Here is a 13282-nt window from a genome sequence, read left to right on the forward strand (position 1 = left end):
CGCACCTCTTGCCTAGCCACCAGCCGTGAGGCTCAGTTGACCTACTGCTAGGCCCGTAATGCAGCGAAGCGCGATGTTTGATGACCTCTATTTAAAGAAGAATGACGTCATCATGAAACGTATGTTAATTAATGCAACTCAATCAGAAGAGTTGCGTGTTGCCCTTGTTGATGGGCAACAACTGTATGATCTAGATATTGAAAGTCCAGGTCATGAGCAAAAAAAATCAAACATTTACAAAGGTAAAATTACCCGCGTAGAACCGTCTTTAGAAGCCGCTTTCGTTGACTACGGTGCTGATCGTCACGGCTTTTTACCGCTAAAAGAAATCGCCAGAGAATATTTCCCGAAAGGGTATTCGTTCCAAGGTCGCCCAAATATCAAAGAAGTGGTCAGTGAAGGACAGGAAGTTATTGTCCAAATTGACAAAGAAGAACGCGGCAATAAAGGCGCAGCCTTAACGACCTTCATCAGCCTTGCAGGCTCTTACTTAGTATTAATGCCAAACAACCCACGTGCAGGCGGGATTTCTCGTCGCATCGAAGGTGATGAGCGTACTGAGTTAAAAGAAGCAATGGCCGATTTAGAAGTGCCAGCGGGCATGGGGCTTATCGTTCGTACTGCCGGTGTAGGCAAAGAATCTGCCGAGTTAAAGTGGGACTTAAAAGTTCTGCAACACCACTGGGCGGCAATCACCGAAGCTTCACAAGTTAAAGGCGCTCCTTTCTTAATTCACCAAGAAAGCAATGTGATCGTGCGCGCTATTCGTGACTATTTACGCCGTGATGTGGGCGAGATCCTCATCGATCATCCCCGTATTTTCGAAGAAGCTAAGCAACATATCGCCTTAGTTCGCCCAGATTTCGTTGAGCGCGTCAAACTTTACGAAGCCGAAGTGCCGTTATTCACTCACTTCCAAATCGAATCACAAATCGAATCCGCCTTCCAACGCGAAGTGCGTCTGCCATCTGGCGGCTCGATTGTTATCGACCCAACGGAAGCCTTAACCTCAATCGATATCAACTCTGCCCGTGCCACTAAAGGCGGCGATATTGAAGAGACAGCACTGAACACTAACCTTGAAGCCGCCGATGAAATTGCCCGTCAATTACGTCTACGTGACTTAGGTGGCTTAGTGGTGATCGACTTTATCGATATGACGCCTGTGCGCCATCAACGTGAAGTTGAAAACCGTTTACGTGATGCTGTGCACCACGACCGCGCCCGTGTGCAGCTAGGTCGCATCTCGCGTTTCGGTTTGATGGAAATGTCGCGTCAACGTCTGCGTCCATCCTTAGAAGAATCCGCTGCGCACATCTGCCCTCGCTGTCACGGTCAAGGGACGATTCGCAGTACAGAGTCTTTAGCACTGTCGATTTTACGTTTGATGGAAGAAGAAGCCATCAAAGAAAATACCTCGCAAATTGAAGCCATTGTGCCTGTCGATGTGGCGGCATTCTTGTTAAACGAGAAACGCAAAGCCATTCGCATCACAGAGCAACGTCACGATGTCGAAGTGTATGTGATACCTGATGCGCACATGATGACGCCAGATTATCGCGTGATCCGTCACCGTAGTGATGATGAAATCAGCGAATCGAGCTATAAGCGTATCGAACAGCCTGAAGCCAAATTGTATGAGCCACGTAAACTGGAACGTACCGCAGCGCCTATTCCGGCATTAAAAGGGTTTGCCGCGCCACAGAAAGTGGAACAAGCCCCATCACCAACGGTGAAAGTTGAAGCGCCACAACCAGGCTTCTTCAGCAAGCTTGTGAGTGCAATCAGTGCCATGTTTGCACCAAGCGAAAAAGCAGAACCCGTAAAAGTTGTTGAAACTAAAACAACCGATACCAGTGCAGCTAACGCAAATCGCCGTAACCGTCGCAACGATACTCGCCGCCCACGTAATGCCCAAGATGCCGACAAAGCAAAAGAAGGTACGCGTGAGCCACGCAGCCGTAATTCGAAAAAACCGGCCGATGCAGCGGTAAATACAAGCGCTCAAGAACGTCCTGTTCGTGAGAAAGAAGAAACTAAACGTCCAGCGCGATCCGAACCTAAGCCACGTGTACAAGCACCAAAAGACGTGGTTGCTGACGTAGAAGCCGATGCACCTAAGCAAGAAGTCGCCCGTGAACGTCGTCAACGTCGTAACATGCGCCGTAAGGTGCGTATCGATAATGGCCATAACACGCCAGATAATGCTATTCCAATTGCACCAGAAGATGCCGCTGAAGTATTAGCTGAAATTGCTGCCGTTAACGCCGCGGCGGCGAGCACTATCAGTGTTGACACTAAAACTGAAGTTGCCCAAGCACCAACTGAAACAAAAGCACCAAGAACACGTCGTCAGCCTCGTAAAGAAACGGCACCTGTTCAAGAATCGGCAGAAAATATTGCAGTAGAAGAAAAAGCGATAATTTCTACAGAAACTGAAGCCCCAGCAGTTGAGCCAGTGAAAACAGCTGAACAAACTGAAGTGGTTACAGCTGATGTTACAGCACCTATGGATGCGATATCGCAAGATAACGACGCAATTGATACTGAAAGCGAAACTGCTGATGATCAAGCAAAACGCGAGCAAAGAGATGGTCAACGTCGTAGCCGTCGTAGCCCGCGTCACCTTCGTGCAGCGGGTCAACGCCGTCGTCGCGACGAAGATGACCAAGGTACATCAACGCCAGCGCAATTCATCCCTAACGATGAATTGGGTGCTGACCAAGAGTATCCAAGCGAAGTCGCCAGTGTCCGTGTAGAAGCGCCAGTTGTTGCAACTAAAACAGATGCAGTGACTGAAACTCAAGTAACTGCTAAGTCCGTTGAAGTAGAAATAGCACAAGCTAGCGAAGCACCTGTTGTTGAAGCTCCTGCAGTCGTTAAAGCTGAAGCGAAAGTTGAAACGCCAGCAAGTGACGTTGCATCAGTCGAAACTCAGCAAGTTGATACTAAGCCAATTGAGACTAAAGCCACTGAAGCGGATGCGCCAAAAACGGTTGAAGTGAAAATTGACGTTGCACCAGTCGTTGAAGCTCCAGTAGCCAGCGTTGCAGTAGAAACCGAAGTGGTTAACGCCCCTGTAATTGAAAGCCCAGCGGTTACACCAGCAGCGCCAAAAGTTGAAGCGGCTAAAGTTGAAGTGGCTAAGACTGAAACTGCTGTAGAGCCAAGCGTTGCACCAAGTGTTGAAGTTAAAGAAGCGATTAAAGCTGCAGCCTCTGCTCCAATGGCAAAACCTGCTGCTATCGCTAAGCCTCAAGCAACAGTGCAAGTGGCCCCAACGACAGTGAATCCGCAAATCACTGACGCCCTTGTAGTCAACAAGCCGAAAGCCGCAAGCCGTTTCGGTTCTATGGTGTCTTCGGATATGACCAAGCCTGTAGTTGAAGTGAGAGAGCAAGTGGCAGTGCCTAAAGGACGCGAGTATGAGAATACTGCAACCGAAGAGCCTACCGCCAAAATTAAACTCACTAACGGTGCTGAGTCGGATATGGCTCGTCCATAACCACTTTAGTTAGTCAGAAAAGCCATGCGATTGCATGGCTTTTTTATTTCTATCGTAAAGCTCACACTATATTTAAGGTTTAGCTCAAGCCATTTTTTTGTTAGTATTCGCGCCTTATTTTTATCCACACAACAACTTAATAACAGAGGTTCAATGTTTGATCTCATTCGCCACAAAACGTCTAGCCATAAAGCCGATGTGCTTTCAGGGCTAACAGTTGCACTTGCGCTTATTCCTGAAGCGGTCGCATTTGCCTTTGTCGCCCATGTAGAGCCTATGGTTGGACTTTATGCGGCCTTTATTATGGGGCTAATAACGGCACTGATTGGTGGCCGTCCTGGAATGATTTCGGGTGCAACGGGCGCTATGGCCGTTGTCATGGTGTCTTTGGTCGTTGAGCACGGTGTCCAATATTTATTTGCTGCCGTGGTCTTAGCGGGACTTATCCAGATCTCTGCTGGCGTGTGTAAACTAGGTAAATTCATTCGCATAGTGCCCTATCCCGTCATGATTGGCTTTGTGAATGGTCTAGCGATTGTAATTTTCCTCGCCCAGTTAGGTCAGTTTAAAGTTAAGGATGCCAGCGGAAATCTAGTCTGGCTGCCCCAAGAACCATTAATGTTGATGTTAGGTTTAGTGGCTCTGACGATGGCCATTATTTATTTTCTGCCTAAGATCACCACAGCAGTCCCTTCATCATTAGCCGCAATCCTCACTGTGACGACACTGGTCGTAGGACTCGATCTGGATACTCGTAACGTACTCGATTTCCTCAAAACCATGAGTGGTAACGACAATGCGACCATAGCAGGTTCATTACCTAGCTTTGCGATTCCCTCTGTGCCTTTTAATCTTGAAACCTTATATATCATCCTGCCCTATTCCTGCATCTTGGCGGCAGTCGGTCTTATCGAATCTCTGCTAACGCTGACTGTGATAGATGAGATGACCAATACCCGTGGCCGCAGCAACAAAGAATGCGTCGGCCAAGGCCTTGGAAACATCACCAGCGGTTTCTTCGGTGCTATGGGTGGTTGTGCCATGATAGGTCAATCTATGATTAACATTAACTCGGGTGGACGCGGCCGATTATCAGGAATTACAGCTGCAGTTGCACTGCTTGCCTTTATCTTATTTGGCGCTTCATTTATTGAGATTATTCCCCTTGCGGCGCTGGTTGGAGTGATGTTTATCGTTGTGCTCGGCACCTTTGAATGGGCAAGCTTTAAGTTTATGGGCAAGGTCCCGAAACACGATGCCTTCGTTATCGTGCTAGTGACAACGGTAACCGTATTTACCGATCTAGCATTTGCGGTATTTGTCGGTGTCATTGTTTCAGCCTTAGTCTTTGCCTGGGAACATGCCAAGCATATCAATGTGACTGAAGAGCAAAACAATCAAGGCTGGAAAGTCTACAAACTCAATGGTCCATTGTTTTTCGGCTCAATCGCAAACTTCCTCGAATTATTTGACCCAGCAAAAGATCCTCAAGATGTGGTTATCGACTTTAAGAACTCTCGAGTCGCCGATCACTCCGCATTAGAAGCAATAGACACGCTCGCTGAGCGTTATGGCAATGCTGGTAAGAAGTTACACTTGATCCACTTGAGCGCTGACTGTAAAGCACTGCTGCATAAAGCGGGAAATCTTGTCGAAGTGAATCAACTCGATGATCCTCACTATAAAGTGGGCGATGATAAGCTGGATTCATAATCTAATTTTCAACAATAAGTGCTAGCTTAAATTAAATATGAAATACCAAAGCCTGAATCGCAATGCTCAGGCTTTTTTATTATCGCTAATCATTTAACGATAAAGCTGATTTATATCAATAAGTAACTCCTCATCCCCTCAGTTCTAACACGTCTAAACTTAGTCATGACGAGATTTATAGTTATGCACTCACCTATGCAGACCTACACCAACAGACTCCAAAGCAATAATAATGCCCCCTGCGATGTCTGCTTATCCTGATCCATGCAACGAGAATATGATGGGATAAATGCGTTATCGGCCTAGAATTGAGGTTACGCTTACACTGAATACAGTATCGAGAATACAGTATCGAGAGGTGTAATAGTGTTTAATGCAACTGATGCAAACATGGAGGATGAATCGAAAGAGCTTTATTGAAGTTTAACTCTCTAGAAATGATGTGTCTTGGAGATAAAGAGAAAATCTGAAAGTAGGTGCTAACAACTATTACGGTAGGCTAAGAAGCCAGTTGAGCAACCTAAGCTCATTAATCTAGCGACTATTTATATAACTTTTAACGGAGAATACTACACAATACAGAAGACCAGAAGACCAGAAGACCAACTAACCTACAAAAGAATGTTAAATTTCACACAAACAAAAAGAGCCATGGAATAAACCATAGCCCTTTAATCCATTGCTATCAGCTCTAGGCTAACAGCACTGAAAATTAACCAATGATAGTTACGTTTTCAGCTTGTGGACCTTTTTGACCTTGAGTCACAGTGAAAGACACTTTTTGGCCTTCATCAAGAGTTTTGAAACCGTCAGAGTTGATCGCACGGAAATGTACGAATACGTCTGGACCAGATTCTTGCTCAATGAATCCGAAACCTTTGTCAGAGTTGAACCACTTAACAACACCAGTAACTTGAGACATGATATAAATCCTGTAAATAAAAAATTAAAGCCTTAACGGCGGTGGAGCTGGAAAATGCCGGTATTACTTATGTTTACAGGACGAACTGGTCGTATTGAACACATAAATATAAGCCCAACCTTCAAGCTGATAAGACTATAAACCATTCTAAAGATAAGTCAACATACTGCGACACTTTGGATTATTTATTTTGCCTAAATCTACTTTGCGGTTTTGCAACCGGCTAGCTGAACACTCAGTTCATGCTGCTTAGCAAGTATAGTTAAACATTTTAAATAATTTATTTCAATAGCTTAATCTTATCGCTTATCTTGAAATGCGATGCACTTCAATTTGGAAATCCAATTCACAACTCAGTCCTTGCAGAGCAAATGCTTGCTTTTGCTCATCGGTAAACTTCCAAGCGTAAGGCGTCATTTCTAAAAAATGAGCAATATGTTCACTTTTTGTCAGTTCAAGTTGAGAAATTAAGCGTTCCTGATGCAGGCACTCAAATCCGGGAATATGCGCTGCTGATACGGGATGTAATCTAGGCTCAGCATAAATCTGTTGCTTCAAGGCGAAGTGATGTGAAGGTCCGGGAGAGACTGTGATCAAGATACCACAATCGGCCATAATGCGTTGTAACTCTTCAACTTTGGAAGGTGCATAAATGCGAATGGCAAGATCGACACTTTGAGAGGCGATGGGCATCTCATAGGCACTTGCCACACAAAATGCTAAATTGGGGTAGCGTTTAGCCGCATATTTAATTGCTGACTTAGAAATATCTATGCCTTGTAAATCACAATCATGGTGCTGGCTCAACACATTGAATAAACGCTGGCTGTAGTACCCTTCCCCACAGCCTATATCGAGGATCTGCTTTGCTTCAGCACCAAATTCGAGCGCGAGTGCATTCACTCTATCACTCAAATCTTGATAGTAGCCTTCGTTTAGAAATTCACGCCGAGCAAACATCATCTGCTTGTTATCGCCAGGATCTTTTGAGTTTTTCTTCTGTACGGGCAATAAGTTGACATAGCCCTCTTTGGCCATATCAAACTTATGTTGCTGTGGACAACCCCAAGTTCGATCCGTTAACGTCAGCGGCGCGGAACACAGGGGACATAAATAATGCATAGTGGACTCTTATCGTTTAACTAAATTTTGGCAAGAAAAGTTTACGTTTCGTCTTCCATCAATCGATCAACCATCTGGATCAGTTCAGGTGGGGCAAGCAACTCATAACACTCTAATTTTCTTAATAACTTATCTGTGTTATCAACATCATTAGCGGCGCGGTTGTAATTGGGACGCTCAAACATATGGGTATAGGTTCTAAATAACCACTGTTGTTTCTGAAGTAACAAGGGATCGAGCCTTAATACCTCGTCGGCAAGGCTAGCGTGACATTGGCCAAGCTCCCCGCGTAAAAATGCTTGTAATTCTAACCTAACTTGCTCGATTTCGGTCATGTAAATAGCAAGGGATTCTGACGATGCGGCATAGTCGTATTGTCTTGCTAACAGCGCTTTGGCGACCATCAACGCTTTAGGCTCATGTAAGACACGTAAATCGGCTTCTAAAGGCACTAACTCAAACTTTGAATCAGCTTGTAAGGCAAAGGTTAAGCAATTCTCTGCGCCTAAACGATTAGCCATATCTAAAGTAAAAGATACGCCCCGTCTCAATTCTGCTGCGCAAAATTTTGCGGCAGTGCCCATTCGCGTATAAAGCCGAAAACCTTGCCCTAGACTTCGAGTGATCGGTGTATTAAAGGCCTGTGCACTTTGCGGTAATGATTCAACCTTAAGACCCATAAACGGTTGAAAGCGGATAGCAATATTTTGCGGGGTTCCAGCTTCAGCAATAACGACGACCTCTAGCAAAGGCGCACTGATCGCCTGTAATACAATAAAATCACTGATATCGTCGGGTAATCGCAATGTGAGTATCGACGCCTTTTCAGCATCAAGCACCATAGGCTCATTTAGAAATTGATGATACATAAGACATAATTCCTCTGTTCAGCCGCGATTGTACCGTCGAATCTTAATGAAGATCACCTATTAAGCCGTTATATTTTCAAGATAATGGCTTAATCATCTTAGTGGTGTAAATGTTCATTCGGGGAATTTCGGTGTTAAGATGTTATTATTCGACAAACTGTCATTTGAATTTAATTTATGTCTAATCATTCTCAGCCAAGCATATTTTGGCACGACTACGAAACCTTTGGGGCTAACCCGGCGAAAGACAGACCCTCGCAATTTGCCGGTATTCGCACGGATTTAGATCTCAATATTATCGGTGAGCCTGAGACATTTTATTGCAAGCAAGCCCCTGATTATTTGCCGTCACCAGAAGCGATATTGATCACAGGGATCACTCCGCAGTTAGCCAATTTAAAAGGCATCCCTGAAACTGAGTTTATGGGGCGTATTCAAGCACTGTTTAGCCAGCCAAACACCTGTGTCGCGGGCTACAACTCACTGCGTTTTGATGATGAAGTGACTCGTTATGGCTTTTATAGAAACTTTATCGATCCCTATGCCCGTGAATGGCAAAATGGCAACTCTCGTTGGGATATCATTGATTTAGTACGCGCGTGTTACGCATTTAGACCCGAAGGGATCAATTGGCCAACCAAGGAAGATGGATCTCCTAGTTTTAAGCTAGAACATTTGACCCAAGCGAATGGTTTAAGCCATGAGAAAGCCCATGATGCCATGTCTGATGTGTATGCAACCATCGCTATGGCAAAACTCATTCGCGAGAAACAGCCTAAGTTATATCAGTACTATTTTGACCTGCGCCGTAAACAAGCGGTGAGCGATCAAATCGATGTGCTCAATATGCAGCCGTTAGTACACGTGAGCTCTAAGATTAGTGCGCGCAATGGTTGTACGACGTTGATTTCCCCCGTGGCGCACCATCCAACCAATAAAAATGCGGTTATTTGCGTTAATTTAGCCATGGATTTAACGCCACTCTTTGAGCTAGATATCGAGCAAATTAAAACGCGTATGTATACGCCAAGAGCCGATCTTGCCGAAGACGAATTACCGATCGCGGTAAAACAAATTCATTTAAATAAGTGCCCTTTTATCACTTCGGCTAAAATCCTCAGCGATGAACATGCCGCTCGTTTAGGCATAGATAAAGAATTTGCCAGAGAGCAATATAAACGCCTTAAACTTCACCCAGAACTACGTGAAAAACTGGCGCTCTTATTTGAGCACGATGACAGCAGAGCGACCACAGATCCCGATTTGATGCTGTATTCAGGTGGTTTCTTTAGCCAAGCTGATAAAGCGAAAATGGAAATCATCCGTCATACCCTACCGCAAAATCTAGCGGCGCTAGACTTGCAGTTTGATGATCCACGTATCCCTGAAATGCTGTTTCGTTACCGCGCCCGTAATTATCCTGAACTACTCGATTACGAAGAGTCACAGCGCTGGCGTGAATTCTGTCAAAGTCGCTTAGCCGATCAAGACTACGTACTTAAATTAGAAAATCTGCTACAAGATACGCAAGCGGATGAGACTAAGCAGAAGTTACTGGCTGCCCTTTGTCATTATTTGCGTGAACTTTAAGTTTAATCAATTCAAGCTTAAGTCTTTTATTTAATAGTCTTAAGCTTGTTTATATTCGTGAATAGACTCACTCTATTAGGCGCATAACTTAAATTGTTTACTATCGAACACACACATTTGCAGCGTATAAACGCGAGCTAACTCGCATTTATGCTGTAACAAAATTACTAGAATGTTCTTCCATGAACTTAACAAATAAGGAATCGGGAAATGCAAGATAGATTCATTCGTAGCATAACCCAACTGCCAACGCCGTTAGCCGATGCTCTCATTCCGATGTTGCACCAGAATTTTGCTGGGCACTTAGATGCGCAGCAACTTGCCACGCTCACAAGTGCAAGCAAGATGACCGAAGCAGAAGTGTTACTGGCACTGCTGCCGATAGCTGCTGCACTGGCGAAACCGCCTATTAGCGAGTTTTATGTCGGTGCGATTGCCAAAGGCAAAAGTGGCGATATCTACATGGGTGCCAACTTAGAATTACCCGGTGAAGCGCTGTTTCATTCTGTCCATGCAGAACAAAGCGCTATCAGCCATGCATGGCTCAGCGGTGAAAGCCAAATTGTTGATATCATAGTCAATGCCAGCCCTTGCGGCCATTGCCGTCAATTTATGAATGAGCTGGTTGAAGGAAGTAAGATCAGCATTCATCTACCCGCACAGGAAAGCCATCCACTGGCCTATTATTTACCCTATGCCTTTGGCCCAAAAGACTTAAATGTCACTTCGCCTTTAATGGCAAAGCAACAAACTGAATTTGCTTTAGATAGTGCCGATCCTATGATCATCGAAGGTTTAGATCATGCCGGTTTAAGTTACGCGCCTTACACTCAGAGTTTTGCTGCCGTGGTTTTAGAAACGCGCGATGGCGCAACCTATTGTGGTCGCTATGCAGAGAACGCGGCATTCAATCCTTCTATGCTGCCGATGCAGATGGCCTTGTCGAATCTCGTTCGCCATAATCGTGAATTTAGCGATATCAGCCGCGCGGTGTTGATTGAATCATCTCAAGGAAAAATCAGTTTAGTCGGCGCGACTATGGATGCACTCCATACCGTAGCCGCCATCGAACTTGAGCACATAGTCATCGATCCCGTGTAACGTCTGCTTCAAATGCCAAGGGTGCTTCAAAATGCCAACGGCGAAATACGTTAATGCGTATTTCGCCGTTGGAACACTCGATTAATGCGTCAAATTTAAGTTATCTATTTTAGGCCATTTCTTCTGGCATGAGACTCAGCTTTGCGCTGTGCCATTCTGGCAAAACAAGCTTGCCGCTCCACATCTGACATAGCGCGCCAGGCTAAAATCTCATCGAGATGCCTAAAGCAACCTAAGCAAATATCTTGCTGATCTAAACAACAATTGCGGATACAGGGATTGGCATTAGGATCATTCTGACCAGACGGCATATTCATTGCCACAGGGTTCAGTGAAGTGGAATCGGCGGCCACCTGGGAAACTAAAGATCTCTGCCGTAATCGCGCCGCCAGCGGCCACGACAGCCGTCAGAGTCAATTCTAAGTTCTGGCTGTAGATCACAATCAGCGGGCAGCCTTTTGCGAGGGTAAAATCCACCTCGGCTTGATAGAAGCCACCTGTGATCCCGACATCCATAAAGCAGCTGTATTCAGGACCGTAATCGACATAGGTCCAGCCAAATACCTGGCTAAAAAAGGCCTTAGAACTCGCAATATCGCGGCTCGGGATTTCCAAATAATTGATGCTGTGTTGAAGGTTCATAGACTTCCTTGCTATTTAATATGGGGACAATATGATGGGCACAAAATGCATGAATAAAAAATGGGAGCCAAAGCTCCCATTCTATTCGCGGCTTTAACTCAGGTTAACCTTGGATTAAGGCTGCGACAAGTCCAATCAGACCACCAAACACCCCGCCCCAGATCACTAACCAACCTAAATGCGTTTGGATCATGTCCTGAACGATTTGTTTCACCATTTGCGGTGTCAGCTCGTTTAACCTTTGTTCCACTATGTTGGCAATTTTAGTTTGCAGATCGGCCATCACATTTGGCTGTTCGATTTCTTGTTTCAACAGCTCGTGGAATGCATCACTTTGCGCCATTTCAACTAAAGAGGCTTTCATCTTCACAATAAACGGCTCTTTTAGCGGTAATAATGCATCCGTACCGCCGAACATAGACAACATGCCGCCAAAGGAAGATTGCGCGACAGTGCTAATTAAGGCATCGAAAGAAGGCGCTAAATCGACCTTTTCAATCACGGGCGCCAAGTCTATTTTACTCAGCCCTTCTTTTTCAGACAGAAATCGGTCGATATTTTCTGTGGTAAAAAACTGCTTCATCATCAGATGAGCAATGCCCGCCTTAAACTCTTCGAAACGAGAAGGCACGACTCCCGAGCCATAGAGTCCGGGAACTTTCTCAAACAACATATAAACCGCAACCCAGTTGGTAATCGCACCCGATAAGGCAAACAATCCGACATTCAGGACAATTGCCGAATGCATCAGGTAACCCACAACCACCAAAGCAGCCGCCAATAAATTTGTTACTAAACTCTTATTCAATCTCGTATCCCCTAAGGTGGCATCGATAAGATGCAAAACTGGCCTATATTAACAAGTTAACGGGAGTCAGGTCTAACACTCAAACCACAGTAAATGAACCCATTTTCAAATCTGTTTTCAGTGCTAAGTCTTGGCGCGACAAGCTGCATCCTGCTCATCGCCAAAGCCGCAACGTCACAGAGCCGCTAACGGCCGATAGTCCTATGCAAAATAAGTGAATCTCCTTGTAGAACATTAAGTTAATTTAATGCTCACCGAGCTCAAAAATGCAGAAATTTTAATTTACCGACTGTGAATTATCAATGGGCCTCAACTACACTCAATTTGGGTTAGAAACCCGAAATAGGGTTTCCAAATACAAACTCAGAATTAAGAGCTTACACACAAGCCTTAAATACGGGCCTTAAACACAGCCACTGAACATCGGCTCAAATACAAAAGTTAACCACAATAAATTAGGGATGCGCTTATGGAATCGGCTTTTAATACTGCAGGGGCGTTAAGTTGGCATGAACTCACAACCAATAATACCGAAGAGGCCATGCGCTTCTATGCTGAGATTTTTGGCTGGCACTTTAAAACCGTCAAAATGCCCCACGGTCACTATCACATTATTGAAAACGAGGGGATCAGCATTGGCGGAATTACCGACAGTTTAATCCCCACCCTTCCCTCACATTGGACTGGCTATATTACGGTTAACGATGTGGATCAAGTGGCTATCAGTGCCAAAAAACTCGGCGGCGATATTCTGTTTGGCCCTGAAGACATTCCCGAAGTGGGCCGTTTTTGTTGGATAAAAGACCCACAGGGCGCCATTATTGCGGCCATTAGCTATTTAAAACGCTGATGTAAAAACTGACCTGAACATGATGATGAGTTTCGACTCAAGGATACGCCACAGGTTGATACAGATGTAGCTATCAATGTAGGAGATTGGTTGTCATTCAGCAACGACGGGGTTCAGAATAGGTTGTCGTCGGGTAATGCCAAGATTTCATTGATAAAAT

11 protein-coding genes are annotated in these 13282 nt (G+C 45.0%); 5 read left to right on the forward strand and 6 right to left on the reverse strand.

Annotated features, from left to right (window positions below; genetic code table 11):
• Positions 1–58 precede the first annotated feature (58 nt).
• Both rne and NE536_RS10455 read left to right on the forward strand, forming a co-directional pair.
• Entirely contained in the window at positions 59–3505 is a 3447-nt protein-coding gene (rne, locus tag NE536_RS10450; protein WP_261272651.1) for a ribonuclease E, read from the forward strand.
• A gap of 153 nt (positions 3506–3658) precedes the next feature.
• Entirely contained in the window at positions 3659–5218 is a 1560-nt protein-coding gene (locus NE536_RS10455) for a SulP family inorganic anion transporter (protein WP_261272652.1), read from the forward strand.
• A 712-nt stretch (positions 5219–5930) separates the two neighbouring features.
• Here NE536_RS10455 and NE536_RS10460 read toward each other — a convergent pair.
• The 3 genes from NE536_RS10460 to NE536_RS10470 all read right to left on the reverse strand — a co-directional run bounded on the left by NE536_RS10460 (position 5931) and on the right by NE536_RS10470 (position 8131).
• A complete protein-coding gene (locus tag NE536_RS10460; RefSeq protein ID WP_011789734.1) occupies positions 5931–6140 on the reverse strand; it encodes a cold-shock protein in 210 nt (69 codons plus the stop codon).
• A gap of 306 nt (positions 6141–6446) precedes the next feature.
• Positions 6447–7262 carry a 23S rRNA (guanine(745)-N(1))-methyltransferase gene (rlmA, locus tag NE536_RS10465; protein WP_261272653.1) on the reverse strand — a complete coding sequence of 272 codons (816 nt, stop codon included), beginning with the start codon at positions 7260–7262 and terminating at the stop codon, positions 6447–6449.
• A gap of 41 nt (positions 7263–7303) precedes the next feature.
• Positions 7304–8131 carry a hypothetical protein gene (locus NE536_RS10470; protein ID WP_259581559.1) on the reverse strand — a complete coding sequence of 276 codons (828 nt, stop codon included), beginning with the start codon at positions 8129–8131 and terminating at the stop codon, positions 7304–7306.
• Between the two features lie 177 nt (positions 8132–8308).
• Here NE536_RS10470 and sbcB point away from each other — a divergent pair, with 177 nt between their 5' ends.
• Together sbcB and cdd are read left to right on the forward strand one after the other, a co-directional pair.
• Positions 8309–9721: an exodeoxyribonuclease I gene (sbcB, locus tag NE536_RS10475; RefSeq protein ID WP_259566653.1), complete on the forward strand. Its 1413-nt coding sequence runs from the start codon at positions 8309–8311 to the stop codon at positions 9719–9721.
• A 210-nt stretch (positions 9722–9931) separates the two neighbouring features.
• Positions 9932–10822 carry a cytidine deaminase gene (gene cdd / locus NE536_RS10480; protein ID WP_006087443.1) on the forward strand — a complete coding sequence of 297 codons (891 nt, stop codon included), beginning with the start codon at positions 9932–9934 and terminating at the stop codon, positions 10820–10822.
• A 104-nt stretch (positions 10823–10926) separates the two neighbouring features.
• On the opposite strand, the gene NE536_RS10485 is transcribed toward cdd, so the two are convergent.
• The 3 genes from NE536_RS10485 to NE536_RS10495 form a co-directional block, all read right to left on the reverse strand.
• Entirely contained in the window at positions 10927–11139 is a 213-nt protein-coding gene (locus tag NE536_RS10485) for a DUF1289 domain-containing protein (RefSeq protein ID WP_261272654.1), read from the reverse strand.
• Positions 11114–11464, reverse strand: a complete 351-nt coding sequence (locus NE536_RS10490; RefSeq protein ID WP_011846518.1) for a VOC family protein — start codon at positions 11462–11464, stop codon at positions 11114–11116. The genes NE536_RS10485 and NE536_RS10490 overlap by 26 nt, the downstream gene beginning before the upstream one ends.
• Before the next feature lie 103 nt (positions 11465–11567).
• On the reverse strand, positions 11568–12272 hold the full coding sequence (locus NE536_RS10495) for a DUF445 domain-containing protein (protein WP_037391578.1): 705 nt from the start codon (positions 12270–12272) through the stop codon (positions 11568–11570).
• 469 nt (positions 12273–12741) lie between these two features.
• Between NE536_RS10495 and NE536_RS10500 the strand changes: the two genes are divergently transcribed.
• Positions 12742–13122 (forward strand): VOC family protein, encoded by a 381-nt coding sequence (locus NE536_RS10500; RefSeq protein WP_006087440.1) that lies wholly within the window; start codon positions 12742–12744, stop codon positions 13120–13122.
• The last annotated feature ends 160 nt before the right edge of the window (positions 13123–13282 follow it).

The organism is Shewanella septentrionalis (assembly GCF_025370265.1).
In the GTDB taxonomy this organism is placed as follows: domain Bacteria; phylum Pseudomonadota; class Gammaproteobacteria; order Enterobacterales; family Shewanellaceae; genus Shewanella; species Shewanella hafniensis.

Coding starts and splice junctions, on each gene's coding strand:
- rne (WP_261272651.1), top strand. CDS start 59: ATGCAGCGAAGCGCGATGTTTGATGACCTCTATTTAAAGAAGAATGAC.
- NE536_RS10455 (WP_261272652.1), top strand. CDS start 3,659: ATGTTTGATCTCATTCGCCACAAAACGTCTAGCCATAAAGCCGATGTG.
- NE536_RS10460 (WP_011789734.1), bottom strand. CDS start 6,140: ATGTCTCAAGTTACTGGTGTTGTTAAGTGGTTCAACTCTGACAAAGGT.
- rlmA (WP_261272653.1), bottom strand. CDS start 7,262: ATGCATTATTTATGTCCCCTGTGTTCCGCGCCGCTGACGTTAACGGAT.
- NE536_RS10470 (WP_259581559.1), bottom strand. CDS start 8,131: ATGTATCATCAATTTCTAAATGAGCCTATGGTGCTTGATGCTGAAAAG.
- sbcB (WP_259566653.1), top strand. CDS start 8,309: ATGTCTAATCATTCTCAGCCAAGCATATTTTGGCACGACTACGAAACC.
- cdd (WP_006087443.1), top strand. CDS start 9,932: ATGCAAGATAGATTCATTCGTAGCATAACCCAACTGCCAACGCCGTTA.
- NE536_RS10485 (WP_261272654.1), bottom strand. CDS start 11,139: ATGAATATGCCGTCTGGTCAGAATGATCCTAATGCCAATCCCTGTATC.
- NE536_RS10490 (WP_011846518.1), bottom strand. CDS start 11,464: ATGAACCTTCAACACAGCATCAATTATTTGGAAATCCCGAGCCGCGAT.
- NE536_RS10500 (WP_006087440.1), top strand. CDS start 12,742: ATGGAATCGGCTTTTAATACTGCAGGGGCGTTAAGTTGGCATGAACTC.